At 53.2% G+C, this 26254-nt stretch carries 33 protein-coding genes; 18 read left to right on the forward strand and 15 right to left on the reverse strand.

The annotated features are described in order from the left end of the window. Nucleotides 1-4: 4 nt before the first annotated feature. The 3 genes from mnmE to hemJ form a co-directional block, all read right to left on the reverse strand. Nucleotides 5-1294 (reverse strand): tRNA uridine-5-carboxymethylaminomethyl(34) synthesis GTPase MnmE, encoded by a 1290-nt coding sequence (mnmE, locus tag RZ517_RS00855; protein ID WP_338549607.1) that lies wholly within the window; start codon nucleotides 1292-1294, stop codon nucleotides 5-7. Between the two features lie 20 nt (nucleotides 1295-1314). Next, nucleotides 1315-2586, reverse strand: a complete 1272-nt coding sequence (gene rho / locus RZ517_RS00860) for a transcription termination factor Rho (RefSeq protein ID WP_338549608.1) — start codon at nucleotides 2584-2586, stop codon at nucleotides 1315-1317. Nucleotides 2587-2704: 118 nt separating this feature from the next. Further along, the gene (hemJ, locus tag RZ517_RS00865) at nucleotides 2705-3154 is read right to left on the reverse strand and encodes a protoporphyrinogen oxidase HemJ (RefSeq protein ID WP_338549609.1); all 450 of its coding nucleotides are present in this window, start codon (nucleotides 3152-3154) and stop codon (nucleotides 2705-2707) included. A 412-nt stretch (nucleotides 3155-3566) separates the two neighbouring features. Here hemJ and RZ517_RS00870 point away from each other — a divergent pair, with 412 nt between their 5' ends. Genes RZ517_RS00870 through dnaQ form a run of 4 tightly spaced genes read left to right on the forward strand, consistent with a single transcriptional unit; the run spans nucleotide 3567 to nucleotide 6274 of the window. Continuing rightward, nucleotides 3567-4166, forward strand: a complete 600-nt coding sequence (locus tag RZ517_RS00870) for a Maf family protein (protein ID WP_338549610.1) — start codon at nucleotides 3567-3569, stop codon at nucleotides 4164-4166. Continuing rightward, nucleotides 4163-4996 carry a shikimate dehydrogenase gene (locus RZ517_RS00875; RefSeq protein ID WP_338549611.1) on the forward strand — a complete coding sequence of 278 codons (834 nt, stop codon included), beginning with the start codon at nucleotides 4163-4165 and terminating at the stop codon, nucleotides 4994-4996. Before RZ517_RS00870 ends, RZ517_RS00875 begins: the two co-directional genes overlap by 4 nt. Then, nucleotides 4993-5586, forward strand: a complete 594-nt coding sequence (coaE, locus tag RZ517_RS00880) for a dephospho-CoA kinase (RefSeq protein ID WP_338549612.1) — start codon at nucleotides 4993-4995, stop codon at nucleotides 5584-5586. The genes RZ517_RS00875 and coaE overlap by 4 nt, the downstream gene beginning before the upstream one ends. Further along, on the forward strand, nucleotides 5579-6274 hold the full coding sequence (gene dnaQ / locus RZ517_RS00885) for a DNA polymerase III subunit epsilon (RefSeq protein ID WP_338549613.1): 696 nt from the start codon (nucleotides 5579-5581) through the stop codon (nucleotides 6272-6274). Before coaE ends, dnaQ begins: the two co-directional genes overlap by 8 nt. A gap of 8 nt (nucleotides 6275-6282) precedes the next feature. On the opposite strand, the gene secB is transcribed toward dnaQ, so the two are convergent. Then, on the reverse strand, nucleotides 6283-6816 hold the full coding sequence (gene secB, locus RZ517_RS00890) for a protein-export chaperone SecB (protein WP_338549614.1): 534 nt from the start codon (nucleotides 6814-6816) through the stop codon (nucleotides 6283-6285). Nucleotides 6817-6874: 58 nt separating this feature from the next. Then, a complete protein-coding gene (locus tag RZ517_RS00895) occupies nucleotides 6875-7372 on the reverse strand; it encodes an FxsA family protein (protein ID WP_338549615.1) in 498 nt (165 codons plus the stop codon). A gap of 112 nt (nucleotides 7373-7484) precedes the next feature. Between RZ517_RS00895 and RZ517_RS00900 the strand changes: the two genes are divergently transcribed. Genes RZ517_RS00900 through RZ517_RS00910 form a run of 3 tightly spaced genes read left to right on the forward strand, consistent with a single transcriptional unit; the run spans nucleotide 7485 to nucleotide 9759 of the window. Continuing rightward, a complete protein-coding gene (locus tag RZ517_RS00900; protein ID WP_338549617.1) occupies nucleotides 7485-8147 on the forward strand; it encodes a Tim44/TimA family putative adaptor protein in 663 nt (220 codons plus the stop codon). Then, on the forward strand, nucleotides 8144-9181 hold the full coding sequence (locus RZ517_RS00905; RefSeq protein WP_338549618.1) for a murein transglycosylase A: 1038 nt from the start codon (nucleotides 8144-8146) through the stop codon (nucleotides 9179-9181). Before RZ517_RS00900 ends, RZ517_RS00905 begins: the two co-directional genes overlap by 4 nt. After that, nucleotides 9178-9759: a Smr/MutS family protein gene (locus tag RZ517_RS00910; protein WP_338549619.1), complete on the forward strand. Its 582-nt coding sequence runs from the start codon at nucleotides 9178-9180 to the stop codon at nucleotides 9757-9759. Before RZ517_RS00905 ends, RZ517_RS00910 begins: the two co-directional genes overlap by 4 nt. Here RZ517_RS00910 and RZ517_RS00915 read toward each other — a convergent pair. The 4 genes from RZ517_RS00915 to RZ517_RS00930 all read right to left on the reverse strand — a co-directional run bounded on the left by RZ517_RS00915 (nucleotide 9742) and on the right by RZ517_RS00930 (nucleotide 13783). Then, on the reverse strand, nucleotides 9742-10965 hold the full coding sequence (locus RZ517_RS00915) for an MFS transporter (RefSeq protein WP_338549620.1): 1224 nt from the start codon (nucleotides 10963-10965) through the stop codon (nucleotides 9742-9744). The two genes, RZ517_RS00910 and RZ517_RS00915, sit on opposite strands and share 18 nt — an antisense overlap. A gap of 239 nt (nucleotides 10966-11204) precedes the next feature. After that, entirely contained in the window at nucleotides 11205-12422 is a 1218-nt protein-coding gene (locus RZ517_RS00920; RefSeq protein ID WP_338549621.1) for an NAD(P)/FAD-dependent oxidoreductase, read from the reverse strand. Between the two features lie 6 nt (nucleotides 12423-12428). Next, nucleotides 12429-13049, reverse strand: a complete 621-nt coding sequence (locus RZ517_RS00925; protein ID WP_338549622.1) for a phosphoribosyltransferase family protein — start codon at nucleotides 13047-13049, stop codon at nucleotides 12429-12431. Beyond that, a complete protein-coding gene (locus RZ517_RS00930; RefSeq protein ID WP_338549623.1) occupies nucleotides 13046-13783 on the reverse strand; it encodes an adenine phosphoribosyltransferase in 738 nt (245 codons plus the stop codon). Before RZ517_RS00930 ends, RZ517_RS00925 begins: the two co-directional genes overlap by 4 nt. 155 nt (nucleotides 13784-13938) lie before the next feature. Between RZ517_RS00930 and RZ517_RS00935 the strand changes: the two genes are divergently transcribed. From RZ517_RS00935 to RZ517_RS00970, 8 genes are read left to right on the forward strand one after another with little or no spacing between them, the layout of a single operon-like run. Then, entirely contained in the window at nucleotides 13939-15069 is a 1131-nt protein-coding gene (locus tag RZ517_RS00935; RefSeq protein ID WP_338549624.1) for an ABC transporter substrate-binding protein, read from the forward strand. A gap of 34 nt (nucleotides 15070-15103) precedes the next feature. After that, nucleotides 15104-15952, forward strand: a complete 849-nt coding sequence (locus RZ517_RS00940) for an ABC transporter permease (protein WP_317056436.1) — start codon at nucleotides 15104-15106, stop codon at nucleotides 15950-15952. Next, complete coding sequence (locus tag RZ517_RS00945; protein WP_317056435.1) at nucleotides 15949-16743, forward strand: ABC transporter permease; 795 nt, start codon at nucleotides 15949-15951, stop codon at nucleotides 16741-16743. The genes RZ517_RS00940 and RZ517_RS00945 overlap by 4 nt, the downstream gene beginning before the upstream one ends. Beyond that, complete coding sequence (locus tag RZ517_RS00950; RefSeq protein ID WP_338549625.1) at nucleotides 16740-16952, forward strand: ATP-binding cassette domain-containing protein; 213 nt, start codon at nucleotides 16740-16742, stop codon at nucleotides 16950-16952. Before RZ517_RS00945 ends, RZ517_RS00950 begins: the two co-directional genes overlap by 4 nt. Beyond that, nucleotides 16945-17811 carry an ABC transporter ATP-binding protein gene (locus tag RZ517_RS00955; RefSeq protein ID WP_338549626.1) on the forward strand — a complete coding sequence of 289 codons (867 nt, stop codon included), beginning with the start codon at nucleotides 16945-16947 and terminating at the stop codon, nucleotides 17809-17811. The genes RZ517_RS00950 and RZ517_RS00955 overlap by 8 nt, the downstream gene beginning before the upstream one ends. Then, nucleotides 17808-18689, forward strand: coding sequence for a polysaccharide deacetylase family protein (locus RZ517_RS00960; protein WP_317056433.1), 882 nt, complete (start codon nucleotides 17808-17810; stop codon nucleotides 18687-18689). The genes RZ517_RS00955 and RZ517_RS00960 overlap by 4 nt, the downstream gene beginning before the upstream one ends. Before the next feature lie 9 nt (nucleotides 18690-18698). Beyond that, a complete protein-coding gene (locus RZ517_RS00965; RefSeq protein WP_317056432.1) occupies nucleotides 18699-19148 on the forward strand; it encodes a nucleoside deaminase in 450 nt (149 codons plus the stop codon). 1 nt (nucleotide 19149) lies between these two features. Continuing rightward, the gene (locus RZ517_RS00970) at nucleotides 19150-19797 is read left to right on the forward strand and encodes a DUF1989 domain-containing protein (RefSeq protein ID WP_338549627.1); all 648 of its coding nucleotides are present in this window, start codon (nucleotides 19150-19152) and stop codon (nucleotides 19795-19797) included. Between the two features lie 46 nt (nucleotides 19798-19843). Here the strand turns inward: RZ517_RS00970 and RZ517_RS00975 are convergent, their stop codons facing one another. From RZ517_RS00975 to RZ517_RS00990, 4 genes are all read right to left on the reverse strand, one after another. Continuing rightward, on the reverse strand, nucleotides 19844-20185 hold the full coding sequence (locus RZ517_RS00975; protein WP_317056430.1) for a DUF2853 family protein: 342 nt from the start codon (nucleotides 20183-20185) through the stop codon (nucleotides 19844-19846). Nucleotides 20186-20431: 246 nt separating this feature from the next. Next, entirely contained in the window at nucleotides 20432-21820 is a 1389-nt protein-coding gene (gene ahcY / locus RZ517_RS00980) for an adenosylhomocysteinase (RefSeq protein ID WP_338549629.1), read from the reverse strand. Nucleotides 21821-21896: 76 nt separating this feature from the next. Next, a complete protein-coding gene (locus RZ517_RS00985; protein ID WP_338549630.1) occupies nucleotides 21897-22214 on the reverse strand; it encodes a hypothetical protein in 318 nt (105 codons plus the stop codon). Nucleotides 22215-22353: 139 nt separating this feature from the next. Continuing rightward, nucleotides 22354-22668 carry a hypothetical protein gene (locus RZ517_RS00990; RefSeq protein ID WP_338549631.1) on the reverse strand — a complete coding sequence of 105 codons (315 nt, stop codon included), beginning with the start codon at nucleotides 22666-22668 and terminating at the stop codon, nucleotides 22354-22356. 243 nt (nucleotides 22669-22911) lie between these two features. On the opposite strand from RZ517_RS00990, the gene RZ517_RS00995 reads away from it, so the two are divergent. The 3 genes from RZ517_RS00995 (at nucleotide 22912) to RZ517_RS01005 (ending at nucleotide 24945) form a co-directional block, all read left to right on the forward strand. After that, nucleotides 22912-23817: an FkbM family methyltransferase gene (locus tag RZ517_RS00995; protein ID WP_338549632.1), complete on the forward strand. Its 906-nt coding sequence runs from the start codon at nucleotides 22912-22914 to the stop codon at nucleotides 23815-23817. Between the two features lie 79 nt (nucleotides 23818-23896). Beyond that, complete coding sequence (locus RZ517_RS01000; RefSeq protein WP_338551207.1) at nucleotides 23897-24463, forward strand: HD family hydrolase; 567 nt, start codon at nucleotides 23897-23899, stop codon at nucleotides 24461-24463. Next, on the forward strand, nucleotides 24454-24945 hold the full coding sequence (locus RZ517_RS01005; protein WP_338549633.1) for a GNAT family N-acetyltransferase: 492 nt from the start codon (nucleotides 24454-24456) through the stop codon (nucleotides 24943-24945). The genes RZ517_RS01000 and RZ517_RS01005 overlap by 10 nt, the downstream gene beginning before the upstream one ends. A gap of 3 nt (nucleotides 24946-24948) precedes the next feature. On the opposite strand, the gene RZ517_RS01010 is transcribed toward RZ517_RS01005, so the two are convergent. Both RZ517_RS01010 and RZ517_RS01015 read right to left on the reverse strand, forming a co-directional pair. Continuing rightward, nucleotides 24949-25500, reverse strand: coding sequence for an ActR/PrrA/RegA family redox response regulator transcription factor (locus tag RZ517_RS01010; RefSeq protein ID WP_338549634.1), 552 nt, complete (start codon nucleotides 25498-25500; stop codon nucleotides 24949-24951). A 67-nt stretch (nucleotides 25501-25567) separates the two neighbouring features. Further along, nucleotides 25568-26188: an SCO family protein gene (locus RZ517_RS01015; RefSeq protein ID WP_338549635.1), complete on the reverse strand. Its 621-nt coding sequence runs from the start codon at nucleotides 26186-26188 to the stop codon at nucleotides 25568-25570. Nucleotides 26189-26254: the final 66 nt, after the last annotated feature.

The raw sequence follows: 26254 nt of genomic DNA on the forward strand, positions 1-26254 counted from the left end.
TCCGCTATTTTCCTAAACAAAAACTCGCAAAAATCTCATCGAGCACATTCTCGATATCCACGCGACCAATCAGCGAGTCTAGTGCACGTATTGTACAACGTATATCTTCCGAGCACAGTTCCGAGTTTTCAAGACCAGATGAAACCGAAATAATGGCTCGTCTTAAAGATCTGTTGCCTCGAATCAAAGCATCCCGATGTCTCTCTCGAATAGCAAGTCCGCCATCCGCAACCCTGTTGCCTAGTCGTTCACCAATTTCTCGAACAAGTTCTGAAACACCAGCACCAGTACTGCCAGACACACCTCGGCCACTGAACTGATCCAGACAATCAGTCTTCGCCACACAGACAAGATCTTCCGCTCTAGGCTCCAACTCTGGCTCACTCCCATGTTCAACCAGGATTACACGCAAGTCTGCTTGATCTGCTCTCCGCCTGGCGCGATCAATTCCAAGCGCTTCGACCTCGTCAGACGTGTCTCTCAATCCAGCGGTATCCAGCAAGGTAACCGGAAGACCCATGAGGTCCATTCTGACTTCAATAACGTCACGCGTCGTCCCAGCATGACTCGACGTAATCGCCGCATCCCGCCCGGCTAAATAATTCAGCAGGGTAGACTTACCTACATTCGGGGGACCAACAATTGCGATCTCAAACCCTGATCGAATCCGTTCCGCAGCAGCATAGCCATCAATCTCTTTCTCAAGATCTTCCTGAACGCTAGTCAGCAAACCACTAACTTCCGGTGCCACATCCACGGGGACATCCTCATCGGCAAAATCGATAGTGGCTTCAATAAGGGCTGCCGCGCGTATCAATCTCTGGCGCCACCGCTCCGTTTTCTGACCGAGCTCCCCCGAAAACACCCGAAGCGCCTGTCTTCGTTGTGTCTCTGTCTCCGCCTCAATCAGATCAGCAAGACCTTCCACCTGAGGCAAATCAAAACGATCATTCTCTAAAGCACGCCGCGTGAACTCGCCTGGCTCTGCCAAACGAAAATTCCGCATTTTTCCTAGCGTTTCCAGTAACTTAGAGATAACCGCCAGACTACCATGGCATTGAAACTCTACGACCGCTTCCCCGGTGAAGCTCTGTGTCTCTTCAAAGACGAGCACCAACGCCTCATCAAGCCGGCCCCCGTCGGCTGTTCTCAAAACACGTAATGAGGATTTCCTAGGCGACGGAACGCCACCACACAGCGCCTTCGCTGCCAGATAGGCGTCTGGCCCTGAGACCCGAACAACAGATACCCCAGCCTTTCCCTGAGCCGTCGAAAGCGCAAAGATTGTATCCATATAACCCTCTCTGGGGTGAATTAGGTGTTCATAGAGTCAAAGAACTCTGAGTTTGTTTTCGTCTGCTTGAGTTTCGACAGTAAGAACTCGATCGCATCCGTGGTTCCCATGGGATTGAGAATACGGCGCAACACATAAGTTTTCTGCAAATCGATCTTGTCGATAAGCAGATCTTCTTTCCGTGTCCCAGACTTGAGGATGTCGATCGCAGGAAATACGCGTTTGTCTGCTACCTTGCGGTCGAGAATAATCTCGGAGTTACCCGTACCTTTGAATTCCTCAAAGATAACCTCATCCATGCGGCTGCCGGTTTCGATCAACGCGGTTGAGACGATCGTCAAGGATCCGCCTTCTTCAATATTCCGCGCCGCCCCGAAAAACCGTTTAGGTCTTTGCAGCGCATTGGCATCAACGCCACCTGTCAGAACTTTACCAGAGGAAGGCACGACCGTGTTGTAAGCCCGACCAAGTCTGGTGATCGAATCCAAAAGAATCACCACGTCACGCTTGTGTTCGACCAGACGCTTTGCCTTCTCGATGACCATCTCTGCAACAGCCACGTGTCGCGACGCAGGCTCATCGAAAGTAGAACTGATCACTTCACCTTTCACAGACCGCTGCATGTCCGTAACTTCCTCTGGCCGCTCATCGATCAGAAGTACGATGAGATAACACTCAGGGTGGTTCCTCTCAATGCTGCTCGCGATGTTCTGAAGAATAACCGTTTTACCGGTTCGCGGAGGTGCAACAATCAAAGATCGCTGGCCTTTGCCAATCGGTGCCACAAGGTCGATCACTCGCGCGGAACGATCTTTCACTGTTGGATCATCCACTTCCATCTGAAGACGCTCGTCTGGATACAGAGGCGTCAGATTGTCAAAGGCAATCTTGTGTTTCGCACGTTCAGGTTCTTCAAAGTTGATCTGTGTCACCAAGGTGAGGACAAAGTATCTCTCACTATCCTCAGGTGCCTTGATTTCTCCCTCGATAGTATCGCCTGTCCTCAACGAATGCTTGCGAATGGTATCCGGCGACACATAAATATCATCCGGACCAGGCAGGTAGTTGGCTTCTGATGATCGAAGAAACCCGAACCCGTCCTGAAGAACCTCCAACACACCATCACCATAAACTGTCCAACCTTCATCCGCGCGTTCACGCAGGATTTGGAACATCATTTCGCCCTTCCGCATAGTCGAGGCGTTTTCAATCTCAAGCTCCTCCGCCATCGACAACAAGTCTTTGGCCGAATGCGCTTTGAGATCTGAAAGGTTCAGACGATCTTCTGGCATTGTATGTCCTTTAGCCCGGAAATAGATCCAGGTCTTCTGATATAGTCTTGGGAAACGGTTTACCCGAACGGGCGCCTAACTGCGGTCTCTAAGGGTTTGAACTTTTGGAGTCAACGGATCAGAACTTCACGACGACCGAGATCACAATAAAAACCATCAGGATCGTCGGCACTTCATTCATTAATCTGTATTGTCTGCCCGTCAGGGCATTCGTCCCATTCAGAAAGTCTTTGCGTCGCCTTCCAAGCCAATGATGAAACCACGTCATGACCGTAACAGCCCCAAGTTTCACATATGGCCAGGCTGCACTCCAATCAACGATGCCAGGCGTAAACAAAAGTAAAAGACCAAACACCCAAGTCGCAATCATCGCCGGGTTCATGATCACACGAAGAAGCTTGAGTTCCATAGTTTGAAAAACAGTGTCTCGGCTGTCTCCGGGTTCGGACTGTTCGACATGATAGACAAACAATCTGGGAAGGTAGAACAACCCAGCCATCCAGGCTATCACTGACATAATATGAAAGGACTTCACCCAGGGGTATGCCAAAGCCAGTGTATCACTCATGGTTTCCACCTTTCTCTCATGTTCCTATAAAATAAAATAAGAAAAGAAAAAGGATGATGATTTAGTAGGGGTTTCGAATTCTGTGGATTAACAAATTAACTACAAAGTTTTGAACAAGGCCAAACCAAGTAGATAACTATGTTGAAAACTGTCTTCTGATTTCCAAAATATGAAAAATAGTTTTTATTAACAATAATTTATACGAACTTATACCATCAGAACCGGGTGGATACTTTCGAGTGCACATAAATAACAAAAGACTTTTCAAATCCCTCACATTTATTCTTTTCCACGTAGCATAAAATTCAGAGAATTTCCGGAAACACGTCGCCAATTGACCTGATGTCATTAAAAATCACGTTATGTTCAAAATGGTCCTCAGATCGCGCTCTTTTTCAAACAGGTTGTCCACATGTCTTATCCACTTTTACTCGCATCTGGTTCCAAGGTTCGGGCACAGCTTTTGCGCAATGCAGGCGTCAGTGTTAAGACACAAGTCGCGCAAATAGATGAAGACATGATCAAGGACGCGATGCTTCAGGAAGGCGCATCACCGCGTGACATCGCAGACATGCTAGCGGAAATGAAGGCGATCAAAGTCTCCTCCAAATGCCCCAACCAAATAGTTTTGGGTTGTGATCAGGTTCTGAGCTTCAACGGAGCGTTGCTTTCTAAACCAGCAAATCCCGACGCAGCCTTGGAACAACTCAAAGCCATGAATGGTCAGCGCCACGAACTTTTGTCAGCTGCGGTCATCTGTGAACAGGGCAAACCAATCTGGCGGCATGTCGGTGTGGTCAGAATGAACATGCGAACAATGTCCGATTCATATCTTGAAAGCTATGTCCAAAGAAATTGGGACAGTATTCGAGAATCGGTCGGCTGCTACAAACTGGAAGAAGAGGGCGTGAGACTGTTTGCTCAGGTTAATGGAGACTATTTTACTGTCTTGGGTTTGCCTCTACTGGAAATTTTGTCGTATCTCAGCCTCAAGGGAGAGCTGGAAACATGACAGAGACTCGAATTCCATTGGCAGGTGTGATCGGTACACCCATTTCACACTCCAAGTCTCCACAAATTCATATGCATTGGCTCAAGACGCATGGCATCAAAGGATACTACATCCCGATGGAAGTCGGCGCAGATGATCTTGAGACGGTTATTCGATCTTTGCCCAAGGCAGGGTTCGTTGGCGTAAATATCACAGTGCCTCACAAAGAGAAAATTCTGGAAATCGCAGACCTTGTCACCGACCGGGCAACGCTTATCGGCGCCGCGAACACTTTGATCTTTCGCAAGGATGGCAAAATTCATGCGGACAATACAGATGGAGTGGGGTTTGTCCGGAACCTTCGGCAAAACGCACCTGGCTGGAATCCTTTGGCAGGACCTGCAGCATTGCTAGGGGCAGGAGGAGCCGCACGCGCGGTGATATCCGCACTGCTGGAAACCGGCGTTCCCGAAATCATGATTTCAAACAGAACCCGAGTCCGGGCCGAAGCATTGAAAACAGAGTTTGGCAAACGCCTCGTGGTCGTTGAATGGGTACAAGCCGGCAACATGATGGAAGAGGCGGCCATGGTTGTGAACACGACTTCACTTGGTATGATCGGTAAACCGCCTTTGCGTGTGCCGCTGGATGGCCTTCGAAAGGGAACCTTGGTCACGGATTTGGTTTACGCGCCTCTGAAGACAAAGCTTCTGGCAGAAGCAGAAGACATGGGATGCGTCACTGTCGACGGTCTGGGTATGCTATTGCATCAGGCGGTCCCGGCCTTTGAACGGTGGTTCGGGGTGCGCCCGGACGTTGACAGCGCCACACGCGCTGCGGCGCTCAGATGACCTTCAAACTTGGATTGACCGGTTCGATAGGGATGGGCAAATCCACAACGGCAAAGCTTTTTGCCGAGGAAGGATGCGATGTCTGGGATGCCGATGCCGCGGTTCACCGTCTTTATTCCAAGGGCGGATTGGCAGTTGAGCCGTTGCGCCATCTGCTTCCCGAAGCGATTGAAGATGGCGCAGTGAGCCGAGAAAACCTGAAAACCTTGCTAAAATCTGATCCAAACCTTTTGAAAGAAATAGAACGCATCGTGCATCCCCTTGTGGCTCAGGACCGCGCAGAATGTTTGGAACACACCAAGGCAGACATCTGTGTCCTCGACATCCCACTTCTCTTTGAAACAGGGTCTGACAAGTCGATGGATGCGACTATATGTGTCACGGTCGATCTAGACATACAGAAGGCGCGCGTTTTGGAAAGAGGCACAATGACCGAGGATCAGCTCGATACCATTCTGGCCAACCAAATGCCGGACGAGGAAAAACGCGCCCGCGCCGATTTCGTGATCACGACTGATACGCTTGAACATGCACGGGCGCAGGTCCAAGATATTGTCAGTCAGATAAGAGCTTCGCTGAACCATGCGTGAAATCGTACTCGACACGGAAACCACCGGATTTGAACCCGAACAAGGCGATAGGATCGTTGAAATTGGTGGTGTTGAGCTTTCCAATCACATGCCGACAGGAAAGACATTTCACAAATACATCAATCCCGAACGCTCCATGCCAAACGAAGCATTTGAGGTGCACGGTCTCGGGGATGACTTTCTCCGTGATAAACCGCTCTTCTCCGAGGTGGTCCAAGACTTTTTGGATTTCGTAGGCGATGCCAAACTCGTCATTCACAACGCTGCTTTCGACATGAAGTTTCTAAATGCCGAACTGGGATGGCTCAATTTGCCCAAGCTGCCTTGGGATCAGGCGATTGATACACTGGCCATCGCACGAAAGAAATTCCCTGGATCACCCGCGTCTCTCGACGCTCTATGCCGCCGATTTGGCATCGACAATTCGGATCGTACTCTTCATGGCGCCCTGCTCGACTCAGAGATCCTTGCGGAAGTGTACCTTGAACTTATCGGCGGCCGTCAGCCTGACTTTACCTTGGCCGGCGCACATGTTGAGAGCGACAAAAAAGCGACGGACGGCAACGAATGGCATCCCAAACCAAGACCTTCAAAACTCGCGCTTCGTATCACCCAAGAAGAACGCGCAGCGCATGCCGCATTTGTGGAAAAGTTGGGTGAAGAAGCAATCTGGAAGAAAACTGTCTAAAGCAAACCTTACGCGTCTGGAGTTGGCTTCGCTTGGGCTACCTCGGCTTGACGACGCATGATCTCATTTCGATAAAGCTGAACGAAATCAATCGTCTCAAGGTTCAAGGGTGGAAAGCCGCCATCGCGTGTTACGTCGCTTACAATGCGCCTCATGAATGGAAAGAGCATACGAGGACATTCGATTAACAAGAACGGATGCATCTGATCTTCGGGAACATTTTCGATACTAAAAACGCCAACATATTCCAGTTCCAGTAGGAACAACTTTTCCTGGTTGGTCTTGTTTTGGGACGTCACAATGAGTTTTGTCATGACTTCATATTGATTGTCCGCCGTCCGTTTCTTGGCATCCAGGTTCACGGCAACTTGCACATCCGGTGTCACTTCGCCGCCAACACCACGTTGGGACAAGACATTTTCAAAAGACATGTCCCGAATAAACTGAGTCAGAACACTCATCTGAGGTCCGGTTGGCAATTCCTGCGATTGCGCTTGCGGTTGTGCATCTGGTTTAGCCGCACCGTTTTCCTGATCTGCCATGTGTTACTCCAAGCGGAAAATCTCGTTTCGGCAGGCTTAACAGGATGGGCAGGGGGCCTCAATGCTTAGTCCAGCCAGAATTTCCATGGGTTGGTTTTTTCGGCGGATGAACTTCCTGATACTCTGCTTCGATCACGTCATCACTTTGAAATGGTGCCTGCGGCCGCTGGTCATCCTGCCTTGGGCGATCACCCATTTCAAACTTCTGAACATGGATACGTTTTTTCAAAGAGCCGAACACCGCCCGGCGAACCGGTGGTGCCAACAGGCCGAAACCCAAAGCATCGGTAAAAAAGCCGGGCGTTAACAGTAGTGCGCCTGCCACAAGAATCATCGCCCCATGCGCCAAAGGCTCGGTTGGATCATCCAAACGTGAAAAAGAGCTGCGCAATTGACCCATAGCCAGCGCGCCTTGTGACTTTACAAGCAAGGTTCCTAAAATCGCGGTCAACACCACAATGGCCAGAGTTGGCCAAAGACCAATCCATCCGCCAACCTGAATAAAGAGGGCTATTTCAATCAGCGGAACAGCGAGAAACGCCAGAAACAGCCACATGTTGATAACCCCCTTATTTTTAAACTTGTCGTAAGGTGGACTTGACCCCGTGAACCACCTACATAAGTGCGAACACGGGATGTTTCCATCCTCGTCATCTTGAGAGGTTAGAATGAATTCGCCGCTACTTCAGCTTTTGGTGCTCGCAGGAATTGCGATTTTCCTGATTTTGCGCCTGAAAAGCGTCCTCGGCACGCGCGATGGGTTTGAGGCGCCGCCACAGCCCAGAAAAAGCGTGGAAAGCTCTTCGCGCCGGCAGGATTTCGAAGTAATCGAAGGTGGTCCGGATTACGATATCTCCGATCATGTGGCCGAAGACAGCGACGCAGCCGAAGCGCTTTCGGGGATGAAACGCGCCGAGCCGAGTTTTACCGTGAGCGAATTCCTGCAAGGGGCCAAGCAAGCATACGAGTGGATTTTGATGGCATTCGAGCGCGGTCAAATGGACGAGATTGCGCCATTCCTGTCGCAGGACGTGTTCGAAGCCTTCTCTCAGGTTGTCGACTCGCGGCAAGAGCAAGGTTTGAGCATTGAAGCCGACTTCGCAGGTGTGCGCGAAACAAGTTTGGTCGATGCAAAGTTCGACGAAGATACTGGGCGATCTGAAATCACAGTTCGGTTTGTTGGCGAGTTGGTTTCCGTTGTTCGCGATGCTTCTGGCGAAATTGTTGAGGGTAAACCGGGTCAATCCAAACGGCAAAAAGACAGCTGGACGTTTGAACGGGTCATGGGATCGGATGATCCCAACTGGCGTCTTGTCGCGACGGGCGAATGATACGGACCCTGATCGCTGCCTCTCTCTTTGTGATCAGCACCTCATTTGCCGCCTTTTCCAACGATGTCACCCACACAGTCGTCGATTTTCAAGACCTGGAAGACTGGGACAAGGATGATCACGAAAAGGCGCTAGACGCTTTTCTTGTTACATGTCCTGATCTCAACGATCCTGATTGGTCAGCATTGTGCGCCTTGGCTCAGCAAAAACCTGATGCAAAAGGCTTTTTCGAACTTTTCTTTCGACCTGTGATCATCGAAGATGGAGATCCGGCCCTGTTCACCGGGTATTTTGAACCTGAACTTTCAGGATCTTTGTCACCCAGCGCACGGTATCGATATCCTCTTTATCGACAGCCACCAGAGTCCGTGAATGCCGGGTTGTGGTATCCAAGGCGAGTCATTGAGACCAGTAACGTGATGACAGGCCGAGGTCTTGAAATCGCTTGGGTCGACGACCCGGTGGAACTATTCTTTTTGCAAATACAAGGCTCAGGGCGTGTGAAGTTGCCAAGTGGGCGCATGATCCGTGTCGGGTATCAGGGCGCCAATGGTCATGAATATCGGTCAATCGGTGCCGAGCTTGTGCGTCGCGGCGTGTTTGAAGCGCATCAGGTGTCGGCACAGGTGATTAAGAACTGGGTGCGTCGCAACCCGGTGGCGGGTCAGGAATTGCTTTGGTCAAATCCGTCCTATGTCTTTTTCCGCAGAGTTGATTCCGTGCCTGCCGAGCGTGGTCCTTTAGGGGCAATGAACCGATCCGTCACAACCGGCCGCACGATCGCTGTTGATCCGGCTTTCGTCCCTCTCGGTGCGCCGGTTTGGATTGAGAAAGAAGGGGCCAACCCCATTCGGCGACTCATGGTGGCACAGGATACAGGATCTGCCATCAAAGGTGCACAGCGTGCCGATGTTTTCATGGGCACCGGCGACACAGCGGGCCGCGAAGCCGGGCGCCTTCGGGATCCGGGCCGCATGGTCACACTTCTTCCCATTCAAAGAGCCTACGCGATGGAGACGGAGCCCGGACTTTGAGCCGCAGGAAAGTCACGCCGGATGAGCTGGCGCTTTGGAACCAAGTCGCGAAAACGGCTGACAAACTCGGTGCTGGCCGCAAAGAGACTTTCCTGAACGATCAACCCAAAAAACTGTCCCCCAAAAATTTTCAGATAAAAGAGCCTTTTCAAATCGGCATGGGTGCGTCATCGAGCTCGCTGAGGAACGACGTGTTGCCGCAGGTTCAGGACCGCGTGGCGCAGCAGCCCATCAATATGGACAAAAAAACGCATCAGCGTTTGAAATCTGGCAAACTCAAGCCCGAGGCTCGCATTGATCTTCACGGAATGACTTTGGCGCAGGCACACCCACGACTGACGCGTTTCATCATGTCTGCCCATAGCGAAGGCAAACGACTCGTTCTCGTTATTACAGGGAAAGGTAAAAATACCGATAACGGCGGGCCGATTCCTGTTCGTGACGGAGTGCTGCGACATGCGGTGCCGCAATGGTTGGGCCAGGCCCCTCTGTCTTCTCTCGTGCTTCAGATCACTCAGGCCCACAATCGACATGGCGGGGGCGGGGCGTATTATGTTTATCTACGCCGCACGCGGTAGGCGGTGTTTGGCGCGGCCAATGCCGATGAACATCATACCCGTGGTGAACACAAAGTAGACCGCAACCAGCACATATTGCGTCTCAAGCCCTAAACCCATGTCGATGCCCCAGCCTGTCAATCCAGGACCAATCGCTGATCCGAACACCATCACAGCTGCGGCCATCGCCTTGATCGATCCCAGGTGCCGTGTGCCGTAAAACTCCGCCCAAAACGCATTTGGCAATGTGGTGTTGAACCCGGTGGTCAGGGCAAAAAAGAACAACCCCGACAAGAGCGCTGTGTAAGATCCAGCATACGCAAAAAGCACGAAACCAATGACCATTGGCAACTGCATAAACGGGATCAATCGCGCAGTGCCAAATCGATCCAGCGCCCAGCCTGAGGCCATCATGGCGACAATACCAACCACCGTGTAAAACGGGTACATCGCAACAAGTTCAAAATGTGCGATGCCTTTCAAGTCGGCATAATGCACCTGATGAAAAAAGAACGCCGTGTTGAACGCGGATGGACCAAGCAGGGCAGGGATCATAAACCAAAAGAGACCATGCTCCATGGCTTGATTTCGCGTCCAGTGTCGATCATCCATACCCGCCGTCTGGCTGCTTTCGGCCACAGATTGTGGTGTGCGTTCTTCGGTCAGGAGCTTCAGGATAAACGGTATACCGGACAGTGCCAAAACCGCCGCTGCCATCCAAAGAACGCGCCAATCGATAAACGCCATCAAGGCAACGAAAATCAGCGGTAACAATGCCTCGCCGATGGCAAAGCCCAAAGTTGCAATTGAAAGCGCCTTACCGCGGGTCGCGATAAACCAGCGAGACATGGCCACAAGCGCGATATGGCTGGTCATGCCTTGGCCGGTGAAGCGCAGCGCAAAGATGACCAAGATGAGACCCCACCAGACAGGATTCAGCGCCATCGCAAAACACGACAGTGCTAGTAATACCAGGATGATCGGGGCAAGTGTGCGAACGCGAAACTGATCCGTCAGGCCACCCGCCCACACCATGATCATCGCTGATGCGGCTGTGCCCAGCGTATAGATGCCGCCCCATTGACCATGTGTAAGACTAAAGGTTTCACGGATTTCTCCGGCGAAGATGGAGATGAAGAATGTCTGGCCAAAACTGCTCAGAAACGTCAGCAACATTCCCGCTGAAAGCCAGGGCAGGTTGCCGCGCAGAAAGTCGAAAATCTTCATACCTCTTCGTCGCCTGAAACGCCTGCGAAAGAAAGCAAAAAGCATCCGGTCGCAAATCGGGGTTAACGCCTTCAAAACAAGGAAATCGCGACATCGGTACAACGTCGGTATTACGTCGGTATCGCGTCGGTGCGGATGTTGGCAACGTTCGGGGTTAACGCAAAGCGCTCTGGATTTACCTGTTCTTTACCGATCCCGAGGAGGATGGCCTCTCGTTCAAATTCAAGGCGGCCACTTGCTTAGATCACAGCTTTTTCGACTATGGGGCGATTTTCCGGGATGCGGGCATAGTTGAAAGGTGTCATGTCCAATGCCCGATATTCTCCATAGGTAATCCATTCTGCCGTGCCGCGCCCCATGGCGGGGGATTGTTGCAAACCGTGGCCCGAAAAGCCGTTGAGGAAAATGAAATTCCTGACCTCTGTGTGCGGACCCATGATGGCGTTGTGGTCGAATGTATTCATGGCATAGTGCCCGGCCCATTCGGATTGAACCTTGACGGCTTCAAACTGAGGGATGCGTGTCGCGACAATGGGCCAGACATAGTTTTCCCATAACATGAAATCCATCTGGTGGTCGTCATAGTCACAGGCTAGATCAGGAGCGCTGTGATCATATCCGCCCACCTCATAGGTCCCGCCGCCGTTTTCGCGCACATGGATGCCAGTTGGATCGATGGTCAGTGGTAGGTCCTGATCCAAGGGCTGATCCGCTTTGAAGATCCATGTGAACCGCTTGCGCGGCTCCACCGGAAAATCAACACCTGCCATCCTGGCGGTCAGGACGGCGCGAGGGCCAGAGGCATTCAAAACCTGACCGCAGGCAATCACCTCTCCGCTTTTCAATGTAACGCTTTCCACCAATGTACCGGAAACGTTTTTGGTGATGGCCACCACCTCGTTTTCGATATATTCAACGCCGCGCTCGCGCGCCTGACGTTTCCACCAGTCGAACATGGCCAGCCCATCAAAGTAACCCTCATCGACCGTGTTGATCGATCCGGCGACGATGTCGTCTACATCGTAAAAGGGATAGCGTGCCTTGATCTCATCTGAGGTTAAAACCTCGGTCGCGGCACCGGCGGCCTTTTGCACCATTTGGCTTTCACGCAGCACCTCGGCGAAAGCATCCGTATTGGCCAGGTACAGGTAACCAAAGTTCCGAATGGAAAGATTGGGCACGCGTTCGTCACCGCCCATGTAGCTGCGGATGTTCTTGACGAAATCAGCGGCAAACTGGCTGATTTTGACGTTCAGCGCGGATGAAAATTGCTGCCGGATGCAGGAATTCGTGTGTGCTGTTGAGCAGGTCTCAAAGGTCAAATCACGGTCGATGACAAGCACCGAACCGTCGAAATCGGGATTGTCACTCAGGAACCAGGCAGTGGACGACCCCATAATCGCGCCACCAATGATGATGACGTCATAGGATGCGTGTTTCGGTGTGGTGGGCGTCATGTGGGGTCAGATCGGGAATGCGTCGCGTGCATCGTAGGAGGCAAAGCTCGACAAGGTCTGTTCATTGCACTCTTCCTGCCATTTGGTGGCGGGTTGGATTGCTGTGACTACCGTATGTGTGTCGCGAAGCTCTGAGGCCCGGGGCGTGTCTTCCATTGCGATGGCCACGAGTCCTGAAACCACGCCCTTCTGTCTTGCGACCAGATCTATGGCACCTTCCATCGTCCCGCCGGTTTCGATCCATTGATCCACCAAGAGCACACGGGTTCCCGGCGCAAAGGCAGGCAGGCGCATTTCCATGTCCTGCGTGCGGCCCGAATAGTTGGTGAAGCTGACTTTGTCGGTATCCACGCAGAGCTTTCCGGCTTTGCGGATCGGCAAGAACCCGACATCGCGCCGCGCCGCCAGAGCAGCCCCTAGGACAAACCCCATGGCATCAAGACCGCCGACCACGTCAAACTCGACCCCGTCGAGATCGGCCAGCAGATCGGCCAGCAAATCCTGAAATGCGCGTTGGTTGATGTAGATGGAGGTGGGGTCAAGCCAGGCAAACTTGGGCCCCTTGGTGTTGGGCGACATGAGTTTGAAATACCAGCGATCGTCACGGGGGCCTTTATCTTGGGTCATTCATCTGTCCTCAGATCTTCAGCAATATCGAGCAGGCGTCTCAGGCGCGCCGGGTCGATGTCATAGAAGTTGTCCTCATAATTGATCCCGGTCGCCACCATAAAGCAATCGACTTCGCGATAGCGGTGGGCATTTTCGGGCGAGATGCCCGAGGCCAATGCAAGGGGTTTGTCGCCAATTGCGGCGCGAAAGGTTGCAATCTTTTTGTCATCTGCCTCGATGCCAGTTGCCAAACCAGAAGTGGTGACAACATCCATCCAATCGCGGGCAGTTTCCGCTGATCGCGCATAGTCGGATGGATCAACGGGCCGCTGTTTTTTGAATGCTGTTCCGCCGAAGTAAAGCCCATCCCAATCGACGCGGGCCGCGTCAATTTCTTTGGCCTCGACCTGGTCTGTGACACGTTCATCAATCCGCGCGTCATCGGCCCAATAGGCATCAATGTGGCATCCTTCACGGCCAAGCGCGGCGAGTTGTGGGAAAGCATCCTTGCCGGTCACAGCCAGAAAATTCACTCCGATCCAAAGCTTAGGCCTTGCTTCGCGAACCTCACGAAGGATCTCCAGAAATGGCGAGACTCCAAAGTCGTGGTTGATGAGAAAGCAACCCGGTGCGCCTGCTTTTGTCAGCACCTCAATGTTCCTCAAAGTCTGTTCTGTTTCGAGCACGTGAATGACTGGAAGCACAACCGGGCCTTGCGATCCAAAGGACGCGCGAAATTCAAATCTGTCCATCCCTTGGACCCTTCGAATAAAAATTGTGCATTGCGCACGATTTTGGCGCAGACTTGGCCACAGGTCCGGGAATCGGATGCGCCAGAGACTGCCTCGGTATCTATATCGAAGCTGGCGAAATAACCAAATATGACGACTGACAGGAGAGTGTGGGGATGTCGAACAACGGCAAATTTATTCAAAGCAAACGGACGTTTCTAAAGACAGGTTTGGCCTCAGTTGCCTTGTCTGCGCCATTCGTGAACCGCGCATGGGCGGAAACCACGGAGCTGACAATGTTGGGATGGTACGGCACAGCTGAACCCGACATGGTGGGTGCGTTCGAAGAAGCGAACAACGTGAAATTCGTGCCGAAATATTATGCAGGTGGGGACAACATGCTGGCCGCTCTGGCGCAGAACCCGCCGGGCACCTTCGACATTATCCACACCGATGCGGAATACGCCAAGCTCTTGGTGGCGAATGATCTGGTGATGCAGCTCGACGCCAATGAGTATCCTATGGATGACCTATTGCATGATGATTTCAAATCCTTCTCGGGCCACTGGGATGACAGCGGCAATCTTTATTCACTGATCTCTCGGTTTGGGCACCTGGGTGTGTCCTACAACAAAGACGTGCTGACTGCGGAAGAGGCGTCGACCTATGATATTTTCTGGGATGAGCGTTTGACTGGCAAGGTCGGGCATTTCGACTGGCACCTGCCGTCGCTGGGTCAGATGAGTCTGCTCGTCGGCAATGAAAGCCCATTTGATATCGATGATGCCGGTTGGCAGGCGGTGCAGGAGAAAACCCTGTCACTCAAGCCGCAGGTCGGCGGATACTTTGACTTTGGCGGTACATTCTCGGGTCTGAAAAATGCCGAGATGCTGGCCATGGTCGGGATTGGAGACTGGGTCACCGGGATTCTGGAACGCGATGGCGCGCCTGTGTCGTCGGTCGTGCCAAAAGAGGGCGGCATTCAGTGGACGGAAAGCTACTCGATTGCCAAGACATCTGAGAAAGCCGATCTCGCGCTGAAGTATTTGGCCTACACCATGTCGCCAGAGGGTCAGGTGAAAACCGCACAGATGCTTGGCTATCCGGGTCACTGTGTGACCAAGGCGGGCCGTGCAATGCTCAACGAGGTCGATCCGGCCGAAGCACAGCGCTCGCGTCAGGTGGACGGCGATCCGCAGGATCCGATCACGCTCATCAATGAAGGGCGGATCAGCTATCGTGACATTCCTGTTCAGCAATCTCTGGAAGACTGGAATGACTTCTGGTCGGAATACAAGAACGCCTGACTGTGATTTCAACTAAGACACCGGAGCGGCGCTGATGAAGCGCCGCCTCAACGCGTATGCTTTGACGTTTCGTCTGCCCATTATCATCTGGCAGACCCTGTTCTTTGTTGGTCCCCTTTTCTTTGTGATCGCAATGTCGTTCTTCGTGGTGAAGAACTATCAGATGGTCGAGACCTTTGAACTTACGAGCTGGGCCAAGATGGTTAGCCGTGACTATGTCTGGTCGAGTTACCGCTACACGCTTTTGATGGCCGGGCTGGCTGCAATGATGGCCTCGCTTCTGGCTTTTCCGGCGGCGTGGTTCCTGGCCTTTCGATGTTCGGCGCGAATAAGGCAATTCGCGATCCTACTGCTCATCATTCCGTTTTTCACCAGCTACCTGGTGCGCACGTTTTCCTGGTACACGATCCTCGCCGAAGCCGGAGTTTTGAACGGGGCCTTCGGGCTTGTCGGATTGGGGCCCTATACTTTTCTAAACACGCCCATTGGAACGCTGGTGGGATACTTGACGCTTATCCTGCCGCTGGTACTTATCTTGCAAACAGTGACCATGGCCAACATCGATGACCGCCTGATCCAGGCGGCGCGCAACCTTGGCTGTTCACCAGCGCGCACGATCAGAACGGTGATCTTGCCCGCGGGCAAAACCGGGTTCGTCATAGCGGCCTTGTTCGCTTTCATTCTGTCCTTTGGGGATTTCGTGGCGCCTTACTATCTTGGCGGCTCCAAGCCTCCGACGATGCCGATTCTGATCATCGACACCACCAAGGCGGGTCAGCAATGGCCTCGCGCTGCGGTAGTTGCAGTTATGATGATGCTTACGCTTTTCACAGTTGCCTTTGCCGCCATCATGTATGCCTACCGCAAGAGGGCGAGCCGATGAGAACACCGCGCCTCGACTTTTTCCTGCGGGCCTACACGCTTTTGGTGGCGGCGTTCATTTTCCTACCGATCTTTGTGAGCCTCCTGTTTTCGTTCAACTCTGATCGCTTCCCAACCTTGCCCATGAGCGGGTTCACGACTCTATGGTACGAAACCATCTTTGCTGATCCGGACTTCTGGCGGGCTGCTCGCAACAGTCTGATCGTCTCTGCGACGACGTCTGTAATTGCAACGTTCCTCGGGTTTTGCACCGCCTATACCGACTATCGCTACAGCTTCAGGGGCAAGAGTCTGTTCCTTGCCATCATCCTGCTTCCGCCAACCATACCGCTCATCATCATCGCGCTCGCCATGCTGGCGTGGTTCAGCCGTGTGGGCCTGTCGGGGCAGGTGGTGTCGATCATCGCCGCGCATACCGTTCTCACGGCCCCCTTTGCCATGGCCATCATTCGCCTGCGCCTTAGCCAGATCGACGACAGCCTTGAGGCCGCAGCGTGGAATCTTGGGGCCAGTGAATGGCGCGCAATGCGAGAGGTTATCCTGCCGTTTTGCAAGCCTGCGATCCTGTCTTCGCTGTTCCTGACGGCGGCCGTGTCGTTTGACGAGTTTACCGTGGCCTGGTTTGTCTCGGGTCTGAACAAGACATTGCCGGTTCATGTGCTTGAGATTGTGCAGGGCACCATTGATCCGCAGGTCAATGCCATCGGCACACTGGTTTTTGGTGTTTCCATTACGCTTGTTGTCATATCGCAGGCACTTATTTTCTTCCGACTGCAAAGGGCTGCGTCATGAGTGAACCGCTGGTTGAACTGGACGGGGTTGAAAAGCACTTCGGTGATTTTGTTGCCGTGCGTGATGCGAACCTGACCATCGGGCAGGGGGAATTCATTGCGATCATGGGGCCTTCGGGATGTGGCAAGACGACGACCTTGCGCATGTTGGCTGGTCTTGATGCGCCGACGAATGGCGAGATTCTGCATCGCGGGCAAGCGGATGAATGACCTTCCCGCGCATGAACGCGACACGCCCATGGTCTGGCAGAGCCTTGCGCTTTTCCCGTATCTGAACGCGCGTGAAAACGTGGAGTTTGGTTTGAAGATGCGCGGCGTCGAGGCGGGTGAGAGACGTAAGCGTGCGCTCAACTGGCTGGACCGGATGGAGATCGGCGAGTTTGCAGAGCGCAATGTCGAGACACTCTCGGGAGGTCAGCGTCAGCGCGTGGCTTTGGCCCGCGCCCTAGTGACAGAACCGCAGCTTTTGCTCTTGGACGAACCTTTGTCCGCGCTTGATGCGCATCTTGTGATCCGGATGCAATCCGTGCTGACGCGCCTTCAGCGAGAGCTTGGCATTACCTTTGTCTATGTCACCCATTCGCAGTCCGAAGCCTTTGCCATGGCCGATCGCGTGGTCATCATGTCGAAGGGTGAGATTGCGCAGATCGGCACGCCGCGTGAGATTTACCGCGCGCCCAAAACCCGGTTTGTGGCCGAATTTGTGGGGAGGAACAACATCCTGCAAGGGCGTGTCACGGAACATGCAAAAGATGTCTCGACGGTGGACACCGCATTGGGCACCTTCACAGTACCGGGCAAAACCGAAGTGGGATCGGATGTCGCCATCGTCGTTTCGGCGGACATGATGCAAATCGGGCCGGGGGAAAACACGCTTGAGGCTACGGTGCTGTCTGAGGAATTCGTGGGCTCGATGGTGACAATCTTTCTCGAAGCCGAGGACGGCACAGAATTGAAGATCCAGATGCAGGAACGCGCGCTGGGCGATCTTGATCTGAGCGCTGGGCGCAGACATGCGCTAAGCTGGGCGCAAAGCGATGGGCATCTTTTGACTGAGGGGACGACATGATCCAGAATCCCATTCCCTGGCCCAATGGTGCGCGCTGCGCGTGTGCGATCACCTTTGATATGGATGCCGACAGCCTCATCCATATTGCCCGCCCTGAGGATAGCCATGATCGGCTCTATCCGATTTCTATGGGCCGGTATGGGCCTACGGTCGCGATGCCTCGTATCCTTGATACCTACCGTCGTGTTGGCATCAAACAGTCTTTCTTTATGCCGGGTTGGTGCCTTGAGACCTATCCCGACGTGGTAGAGGCGGTCCTGAAGGACGGGCACGAAATCGGTCACCACGGCTGGATTCATGAAGATCCGATTGTCACCAAGGGTGGCGCACAGAAAGAGGCGTTTGAAAAAGCTCTCGATACGCATGACCGTATTGCCGGGGGCAAACCGCGTGGCTATCGCGCACCGGTTTACAATGTCACGCAGCAGGTGATCGATTTACTGATTGAGCATGAGTTCCGCTATGACAGCTCGCTCATGGCGGATGACATTCCCTACCGGATGCAGACGGACAAAGGCTCTCTCTACGAAATGCCGGTCCATTGGGGCACGGATGATTGGCCTCCTTTCGCGCATTATGATGAGATTGGCTATCTGATGCCCGTGCGTGGCCCATCGGCTGGACTTGAAGGGTTCTGGGAAGAGTTCGATGCGCAATACGAGGCGGGCGGGTTTTTCATGCTGATCGTGCATCCTTTTTTGACAGGACGCCTAGCGCGTTGGCGTCAGGTCGAGGCGTGGCTCGAAAAGACGTTGGCGGCCAAAGATGTCTGGTTCGCAAGGTTGGAAGACATTGCTGATCACCTCGACAAGGTGAGCGCAGAGGGCACATATCTTCGCACCGAGACGCTTCCCTATTTTACTGACCCGCAAAAATGAGGCTGACCGATGCTTTCTGAGACCGACAAGAAACACCTGCGTGTCGCCTATGACGAGGCCAAGGCCGGGTATGACGAAGGTGGCTGTCCGATTGGGTCGGTTTTGGCGCGCGGCGATACTGTGGTGAGCCAAGGGCGAAATCAGCGGGTTCAACAGGGTGACCCAATCGCTCATGGAGAGATGGACGCCCTGCGCAAGGCGGGGCGACAAAAGACCTACAAAGATACCACGCTTTATACGTCGCTCAGCCCCTGCATGATGTGCACCGGCACGATCATTCAGTTTGGTATTCCGCGTGTGGTGATCGGAGAGAACAAAACCTTCGGCGGCAACGAGGACTTTCTGCGTTCCAAGGGTGTGGAAGTGATCGTTGCGGATGATCCGGATTGTATCGCGCTGATGACGCGGTTCATCGAGGAAAAGCCGGAGCTTTGGAACGAAGATATCGCGGAGGATTGATATGACCGATACGTTGATCACCGGAGCAGCTGCCCGCCCCGATGCAGAGATCATCGAAGATACGATTGTTGCACCGTGTGCACCCTGGAGTGCTGTGCTCAAAAAGGGGCAAACGCTTCGCCTGATTGATCTGGAAGGCCAGCAGGCGATTGATTTTCTCTGCTTCGGCACCGACCCTCATCAAAACCAGGTCGAGCGATATCATATGCCCAACACGATCAAGGTTCCCAAGCACATCTTTCTTGAAAAAGGCACAGTGCTTTATTCGCAATTTGCACGCCCCATGATGACGATCACGGACGATAGCTGCGGCGGGCATGACACGATCTTTGGATGCTGTTCTTTTGCCGTGGATCAGGTGCGTTATGGCAAGCAGAACGCCGAGTGCTGCCAGCGTAATTTTGAGCGTGAGATGGAAAAGCATGGGCTGGGGCCAGAGCACGTCGTGGCCAACGCAAATTTTTTCATGAATGTCCCAATCGGGTCGGACGGGCATGTTGAGATCACCGACAGTCAGTCTCGTGCGGGGGACTTTGTTGACCTGCGCGCTGAGATGGATGTGATTGCGGTTCTGTCGAATTGCCCGCAAGAGCTGAATGCGGCCGCAGGCGGCGGCCCGTCGCCCATCCGCGCCATTATCTTCCAATAAAAACGCCCGCCACTTGGCGGGCGCTGTTCACCTTGTCTACGTCGATTTAGCCGTAAACAGACTCTTTGCCGAAATGCTTGGTGAGCATGTAGTAGATCACGGCGCGATACTTGTTGCGCTCGGACTGACCATAGGTCTCAATCGCTTGATTGATCGCATCCATCAATTGCGGACCATCCGAAAGGCCCAGCTTTTTGATGAGGAAATTGTCTTTCACTGTTTCGAGCTCTTGCGGCTGACCGGCGGCCACTGTCGAAGCATCCGCGTCATAGATTGACGGGCCACATCCAATGGTTACCTTGGTCAAAAGATCCATGTCCGGGCTCATCCCGCACTTGTTCTTTAGATCATCTGCATATTTCGCAATCAGATCGTCACGACGTCCCATATATACACTCCCACCTGTCCGGATTTTTCCGGATTGTTGTTTCAAGAATTGCCTGAAAGGCACGCCTGACAAGATACCCATAGGAGTGCGGTGCACAAAGGGAAAACTTCCACTTGTCTCCCCTGGGCGCACGAAACCGCCCATTTTCGCTTTGGACCTGTGTATTGAGCGTTAACAGGGCCTGTCTTGCAGGATCGAAAAGAAGAACGCCCCGCTGGGCCAGGCGTTCTGTGACTCTATAGAATTTTAGTAGCGATAATGCTCTGGTTTGTACGGACCTTCCGGTTTTACGCCGATATAGTCAGCCTGGTCCTGATCCAGTGGTGTCAACTTCACACCAATCCGATCCAGATGCAGGCGCGCGACCTTTTCATCGAGATGTTTGGGCAGGATGTAGACCTGGTTTTCATACTGATCGCCGCGCTGCCAAAGCTCGATCTGCGCCAGAACTTGGTTGGTAAAACTGGCGGACATCACGAAGGACGGATGACCGGTGGCGTTCCCAAGGTTCAGCAGACGACCCTCCGACAGAAGAATGATGCGATTGCCCGATGGCAATTCGATCATGTCCACCTGTTCCTTGATGTTGGTCCATTTGTGGTTCTTGAGGTTCGCCACCTGAATTTCATTGTCGAAATGGCCGATGTTGCCGACAATCGCCATATCCTTCATACCGCGCATATGCTCAATGCGGATGACGTCTTTGTTGCCGGTGGTTGTGATAAAGATGTCTGCGCTATCGACAACGTCTTCCAGCAGAACAACCTCAAACCCATCCATCGCCGCCTGAAGCGCGCAAATCGGGTCTACCTCGGTTACTTTCACGCGCGCGCCCGCACCGCGAAGGCTTGCGGCGGATCCTTTGCCAACGTCGCCATAGCCCATCACGACCGCAACCTTGCCCGCCATCATCGTATCCGTGGCACGGCGAATGCCGTCTACAAGCGACTCTTTGCAGCCATACTTGTTGTCGAATTTCGACTTGGTGACGCTGTCATTCACGTTGATCGCCGGGAAAGGCAGCTGGCCTTTCTTGTGCAGGTCATACAGGCGATGCACGCCGGTGGTGGTTTCCTCAGAAACACCCTTGATCGCATCGCGTGTCTTGGTGAACCAGCCGGGGCTCGCCTCCATCCGCTTTTTGATCTGTGCCTTGATGACTTCTTCTTCTTCGGACGACGGCACTGGAATGATATCTTCGCCTGCTTCTGCGCGAGCACCCAGCAACACGTACAAAGTCGCGTCGCCGCCATCGTCGAGGATCATATTGGCGCCCTCGGGGAACATGAATGACCGGTCGAGGTAGTCCCAATGCTCTTCTAGCGTTTGACCTTTTACCGCAAACACCGGCGTGCCGCCTTCCGCAATCGCGGCTGCGGCGTGGTCTTGCGTTGAGAAGATGTTGCAAGAGGCCCAGCGGACATCGGCACCTAACTCAACGAGTGTCTCGATCAGGACCGCAGTCTGGATCGTCATGTGCAAACTGCCGACAATCCGCGCACCCTTTAGGGGTTTTTCATTCCCATACTCGTCACGAAGTGCCATCAGGCCGGGCATTTCGGTTTCCGCGATATCCAGCTCTTTGCGGCCGAATGCGGCCAGGCTGATATCTTTCACAACAAAGTCTTTCGCCATCTGTCTGCTCCTTGCAAATCGGCTTTGCAGGGCAGATAGCACTCGACCCGGCCTTCGGCAACGCGCGATTGCGTGCTTAGCTTGCGATGCCTTCTGCCGTGGCCATTGTTGTGTTGGAATTCCAGTTCTGGCCGGTCGCGACAACGCAACTCAGACCATTTGGTTGTGTGATAAAAACCGTGAAGCTTCCTGACATTTCAGAGCTCCAGATTTCGAGCAGCTGGCTTGACGATTGAAGGCCCCCACCATTGAGACTTTCGCCGTATTTCGACTGTAGCCGCTCTACCAATGCGTCACGTGGCATGCATTGGGCCGATTGAGCATGGGCAAAGCTGGGCGGTGCGATGGCTGCGGCACCAAAGATAAGGGCAGAAGTGATTGTGCGCTTAAACATGTGACTCTCCTTCTGAATTAAGCAGCATCCGGCGTCGTGCCGGTATGCGATGTGCATAACCAACAGATGGAGATTTTTGTTTTTCGATCCCACTAAACTTACCGCACAAGCGCGTGCGGTTCCGTGAGCAAAACCCGCGTTAGCTCTCAGACCCTTGTGGAAGCGCATCGACATCGACTTGATGCCAGTCTGTTCCAGTCGCGACGACACAGGCCAATCCATCCGGTGTTGTCAGCATCACGGTGAATGTGCCGGTTTCCTGTGAAGACCACACTTCGACCAGAGTCTGTTTGTTTCGAATTGTCTGAAGACCGCCTGCGGAAAACATCTCATCATACTGGGATTCTAAGCGCTTAACCACAGTGTCGCGCTCCGCACAGCTGGCCGCGTGCGCTGGGATGGCCGCAAAGCCAAGTCCCACAACAGCCATCGTTGTTAAAAGTTGCCTGACCATATCAAGCTCCTCTTCTATTGTTTTGAGACGAACTGCGAGGAGCGTGCGTTCGCCTGCTGTTCTTGTTCTGCACCTTAATGGTCGGGCTCTGCTCTTGGTTTCTGCCCCTTATTTGACCCGGCACTTTCCGTAAGTGACCCAGAACAAGGAAAATCTGCGTGCAAAATGTGGCAAGAATGTGGCACTTGCACTGCGTGGGACTGAAACCTTATTTCAAAGCTGTAATGGTTCTTGGAGAAACCGATGGCAGATAAGCAGGCACTCACCTTTACCAGCAGCGGGGCAAAGGCGCAGTACATCGTGCTCATGGGCTTGTTTCGGCTGGCTTTTCTGAATCGCTATCTGTTTGGAATTTTCACCCGCATGCTTGCCCGATTTTGCGCGTCAGAAAACGCGGTGCTCCTGTCTCTGAGCACCGGCGGACAGTTCAAAATTTATCTCAACGATGCATATTGGACGCGTTTCGCGCTGTATCGAAATGACTACGAACTAGAGGTCGGTGCGATCATTCAAAAGGCGCGGGGTCACACGGATGTATTCTGCGATCTTGGTGCCAACAAAGGGTATTGGTCCGTCTTCGCCGCACCGCTTTTTCGCAAGGTGTTCGCCGTCGAGGCATCATCGGCGACGTTCAAAATCTTGGCTGAAAACACCGGCCATCTGTCTGGCGTGAGCCGAAGATGGGCTGCGATTTATGCCAAAAGCGACGAAGAGCTAAGCTTTGTGAACGTCCATAACAGCCATGCCTCTGCGCGATTGGGCGACGATGCCGGATCATCAGATAATACAGAAACGGTTCAGACCATCGCAATTGATGATCTGTTGCCTGCAAAAACCATGGCGCTGATCAAACTTGATGTGGAAGGTGCCGAGATTTCTGCGATTAACGGGGCAAGGCGCACTCTCCTGGACGGGTCGGTTCTCATCTACGAAGACCATGGAAGCGATATGGCTTGTGCCCCTAGCGCGCATTTGCTGGGTTTGACGGGAATCAGAGTCTATTCCGTGCAAAATGGCCTGAAACAGCTGCATTCAGTGGATGAGGTGCTTGCGCAAAAGGGCGAGAAATACACCGGCTACAACTTCCTCGCAGGCCACAAAGACTCGGCCCTTCTGGCGGGTGTCCTTGAAGGTTTTGCAAAACCATAGCGCGCCTTGTATCACCGGAGCATTCGGGACAACTCAACCCATTGGAGGACACGTGCCTGTAGCCCGCGCTTGGCAAAAGATGCTCTCAGGTCGTCGACTTGACCTGCTGGATCCCACGCCATTTGATATCGAGATTGAAGACATCGCGCATGGGCTGAGCTTTGTCGCGCGCTGGAATGGTCAGACTTTGGGTGATTTCGCTTATTCCGTTGCTGAACATTCGCTCTTGGTTGAGCGGCTATATTCTCGTTTGGTTGCTAAACCCGACCCAAAATGGCAACTCGCCGCCCTGCTGCATGATGCGCCGGAATATGTGATCGGTGACATGATCTCTCCGGTCAAGAATGCCGTCGGCCCGGGATATGATGAGCTTGATAAACGTCTGAGTGCGGCAGTTCATATCAAGTTTGGAATACCTGCCATTCTACCCGCCGTGGTCAAAAAGCAGATCAAAAAGGCCGATAAGATCAGCGCCTGGATGGAGGCCACAAAGATCGCCGGGTTCACAGAGGATGAGGCCAACCGTTTTTTTGGTAAGCCGGACGCAGAGTTTGTCGCATCTGAGGACATTGTCCTGCGCGCGCCTATGGAAACACGCGCCGCGTTTGTTGCACGCCATGTGGCATTGCTGGAGAAATGCGCGTGATCCATGTCCGCCCTGCAGGCATTTCAGATACCCGGCAGATGACCGACCTTCTGAATGACATCATCGCCAAGGGTGGCACGACGGCCCACACGAAACTATTTGGATCCGGCGTGCTGAAAGCCGAGATGCGGCTCTATCCTGGCCGAACTGTGTGGGTCTTGGCAGAAAACGATGCGGGCAACGTACTTGGGTTTCAAAACGCCATGCCACACAAGAACCTGCCCGAAGATGCTGCTGATATCGCAACTTTTGTGAAGCTGGGGCAAACCGGGCTTGGCGTTGGGTCAAAGCTCTTTGAACGCACGATATCAGAGGCGCGAAAACTGGGCTACACCTGGCTCAACGCCACAATTCGTGCTGACAACGAAAGCGGGCTGACATATTACCAAAGCCGCGGTTTTGAAGACTACAAACGTATAACAAACACTCAATTGGCCGACGGCACCGTCGTCGACAGAGTTTGCAAGCGCTACGATCTCTAGTGCTTAGCGCGGGGAACGTTTTGCCAAGATACGCTGAAGCGTTCGCCGATGCATGTTCAACCGCCGTGCCGTTTCCGAGACATTGCGATCACACAATTCATACACGCGCTGAATGTGCTCCCAACGCACGCGATCTGCGCTCATCGGGTTTTCCGGCGGCGGCGGCATCTCGTCGTCACTGGCCAACAGGGCGTTGGTGATGTCCGTGGCATCTGCAGGTTTCGAAAGATAATCGGTCGCCCCGATTTTGACTGCTGCGACCGCTGTGGCAATCGCCCCGTATCCGGTCAAAACAACGATACGGCTGTCTGGACGCTTCTCCCGAATGGTCTCAACGACATCAAGCCCATTGCCATCTTCCAGCCGCAAGTCGCACACCGCATACGCCGGTGGGCGTGCCGTCGCAATGGCTTGTCCAGCGGCGACGGACCCTGCCGTTTCAACTTCGAAACCTCGTTTTTCCATGGCTTTTGCCAGACGCCGCAGAAACGGCTCGTCATCATCAACAAGCAACAAAGACTTGTCGCCGCCAATCTCTCGCAGATCAGACGCCATTCATTTTCCTCCTGCAGCGCTCAGATTTTGTAGCGCGCTCAAGAAGATGCGTCAAACTATCGCAGGATCAAGCAGCATTTAAAAAGCAGGCGATTTGATCTGCCATCGCTTCGGCTTCTATTTCCCGGCGGAAAAACTCGACAAATCCAATCTCAGGCAAGGTCAGGTAGGAAAAGGTTGAATGATCGACCAGATAATACTCATCATCCCCCTCCTGCGCCTTATAATATGTGCGATAGGCCTGACTTGCCGCTTTAACCTGTTCATCGCTGCCGGTCAGGCCAAGCAGACGGGGATGAACGTTTTCGGTAAAGTCGGCCATCACTTCGGGTGTGTCGCGTTTGGGGTCGACCGATATGAACACTGGTTTCACCTGCAGGCCCTTTTCCTCAAGAATATCAACGGCAATGGCATTCCGCACTATGTCGATTGGGCAGACATCGGGGCAGAACGTGTATCCGAAATACACGAGCGTCGGTTGATCAATGACATCCTTGTCAGTGACGGTTTCGCCCGTTTCACTTACCAAAGTGAACGGCCCGCCAATTTCAGAAGTTCCACCCGCCACCTGAGTGTTGCGGCATTGCGCGAACTGATCATCCGCCTGCCCGCCTGATGTCAACAGATACGTAATGGCGACAAGGCCAACGACAGCCACACCTGCCAGCATTGCAATGAGCCGAGCCATGATGATCCTCCGTCGAGTTTAGAAATAGATTGTTGTGACGTATATCTAAGCCTATCAAAATACCTT

This window comes from Roseovarius sp. S88 (genome assembly GCF_037023735.1).
In the GTDB taxonomy this organism is placed as follows: Bacteria; Pseudomonadota; Alphaproteobacteria; order Rhodobacterales; family Rhodobacteraceae; genus Roseovarius; species Roseovarius phycicola.

Coding starts and splice junctions, on each gene's coding strand:
- rho (WP_338549608.1), bottom strand. CDS start 2,586: ATGCCAGAAGATCGTCTGAACCTTTCAGATCTCAAAGCGCATTCGGCC.
- RZ517_RS00995 (WP_338549632.1), top strand. CDS start 22,912: ATGGCAGATAAGCAGGCACTCACCTTTACCAGCAGCGGGGCAAAGGCG.
- RZ517_RS00870 (WP_338549610.1), top strand. CDS start 3,567: ATGTCTTATCCACTTTTACTCGCATCTGGTTCCAAGGTTCGGGCACAG.
- RZ517_RS00915 (WP_338549620.1), bottom strand. CDS start 10,965: ATGAAGATTTTCGACTTTCTGCGCGGCAACCTGCCCTGGCTTTCAGCG.
- RZ517_RS00990 (WP_338549631.1), bottom strand. CDS start 22,668: ATGGTCAGGCAACTTTTAACAACGATGGCTGTTGTGGGACTTGGCTTT.
- RZ517_RS00920 (WP_338549621.1), bottom strand. CDS start 12,422: ATGACGCCCACCACACCGAAACACGCATCCTATGACGTCATCATCATT.
- RZ517_RS00945 (WP_317056435.1), top strand. CDS start 15,949: ATGAGAACACCGCGCCTCGACTTTTTCCTGCGGGCCTACACGCTTTTG.
- coaE (WP_338549612.1), top strand. CDS start 4,993: ATGACCTTCAAACTTGGATTGACCGGTTCGATAGGGATGGGCAAATCC.
- RZ517_RS00895 (WP_338549615.1), bottom strand. CDS start 7,372: ATGTGGCTGTTTCTGGCGTTTCTCGCTGTTCCGCTGATTGAAATAGCC.
- ahcY (WP_338549629.1), bottom strand. CDS start 21,820: ATGGCGAAAGACTTTGTTGTGAAAGATATCAGCCTGGCCGCATTCGGC.
- RZ517_RS00955 (WP_338549626.1), top strand. CDS start 16,945: ATGAATGACCTTCCCGCGCATGAACGCGACACGCCCATGGTCTGGCAG.
- RZ517_RS00905 (WP_338549618.1), top strand. CDS start 8,144: ATGATACGGACCCTGATCGCTGCCTCTCTCTTTGTGATCAGCACCTCA.
- RZ517_RS00970 (WP_338549627.1), top strand. CDS start 19,150: ATGACCGATACGTTGATCACCGGAGCAGCTGCCCGCCCCGATGCAGAG.
- RZ517_RS00950 (WP_338549625.1), top strand. CDS start 16,740: ATGAGTGAACCGCTGGTTGAACTGGACGGGGTTGAAAAGCACTTCGGT.
- dnaQ (WP_338549613.1), top strand. CDS start 5,579: ATGCGTGAAATCGTACTCGACACGGAAACCACCGGATTTGAACCCGAA.
- RZ517_RS00925 (WP_338549622.1), bottom strand. CDS start 13,049: ATGACCCAAGATAAAGGCCCCCGTGACGATCGCTGGTATTTCAAACTC.
- hemJ (WP_338549609.1), bottom strand. CDS start 3,154: ATGAGTGATACACTGGCTTTGGCATACCCCTGGGTGAAGTCCTTTCAT.
- RZ517_RS01005 (WP_338549633.1), top strand. CDS start 24,454: ATGCGCGTGATCCATGTCCGCCCTGCAGGCATTTCAGATACCCGGCAG.
- RZ517_RS00960 (WP_317056433.1), top strand. CDS start 17,808: ATGATCCAGAATCCCATTCCCTGGCCCAATGGTGCGCGCTGCGCGTGT.
- RZ517_RS00900 (WP_338549617.1), top strand. CDS start 7,485: ATGAATTCGCCGCTACTTCAGCTTTTGGTGCTCGCAGGAATTGCGATT.
- RZ517_RS00985 (WP_338549630.1), bottom strand. CDS start 22,214: ATGTTTAAGCGCACAATCACTTCTGCCCTTATCTTTGGTGCCGCAGCC.
- RZ517_RS00965 (WP_317056432.1), top strand. CDS start 18,699: ATGCTTTCTGAGACCGACAAGAAACACCTGCGTGTCGCCTATGACGAG.
- RZ517_RS01000 (WP_338551207.1), top strand. CDS start 23,897: ATGCTCTCAGGTCGTCGACTTGACCTGCTGGATCCCACGCCATTTGAT.
- RZ517_RS00975 (WP_317056430.1), bottom strand. CDS start 20,185: ATGGGACGTCGTGACGATCTGATTGCGAAATATGCAGATGATCTAAAG.
- RZ517_RS00940 (WP_317056436.1), top strand. CDS start 15,104: ATGAAGCGCCGCCTCAACGCGTATGCTTTGACGTTTCGTCTGCCCATT.
- RZ517_RS00875 (WP_338549611.1), top strand. CDS start 4,163: ATGACAGAGACTCGAATTCCATTGGCAGGTGTGATCGGTACACCCATT.
- RZ517_RS00930 (WP_338549623.1), bottom strand. CDS start 13,783: ATGGACAGATTTGAATTTCGCGCGTCCTTTGGATCGCAAGGCCCGGTT.
- RZ517_RS01015 (WP_338549635.1), bottom strand. CDS start 26,188: ATGGCTCGGCTCATTGCAATGCTGGCAGGTGTGGCTGTCGTTGGCCTT.
- RZ517_RS00935 (WP_338549624.1), top strand. CDS start 13,939: ATGTCGAACAACGGCAAATTTATTCAAAGCAAACGGACGTTTCTAAAG.
- secB (WP_338549614.1), bottom strand. CDS start 6,816: ATGGCAGATCAGGAAAACGGTGCGGCTAAACCAGATGCACAACCGCAA.
- mnmE (WP_338549607.1), bottom strand. CDS start 1,294: ATGGATACAATCTTTGCGCTTTCGACGGCTCAGGGAAAGGCTGGGGTA.
- RZ517_RS01010 (WP_338549634.1), bottom strand. CDS start 25,500: ATGGCGTCTGATCTGCGAGAGATTGGCGGCGACAAGTCTTTGTTGCTT.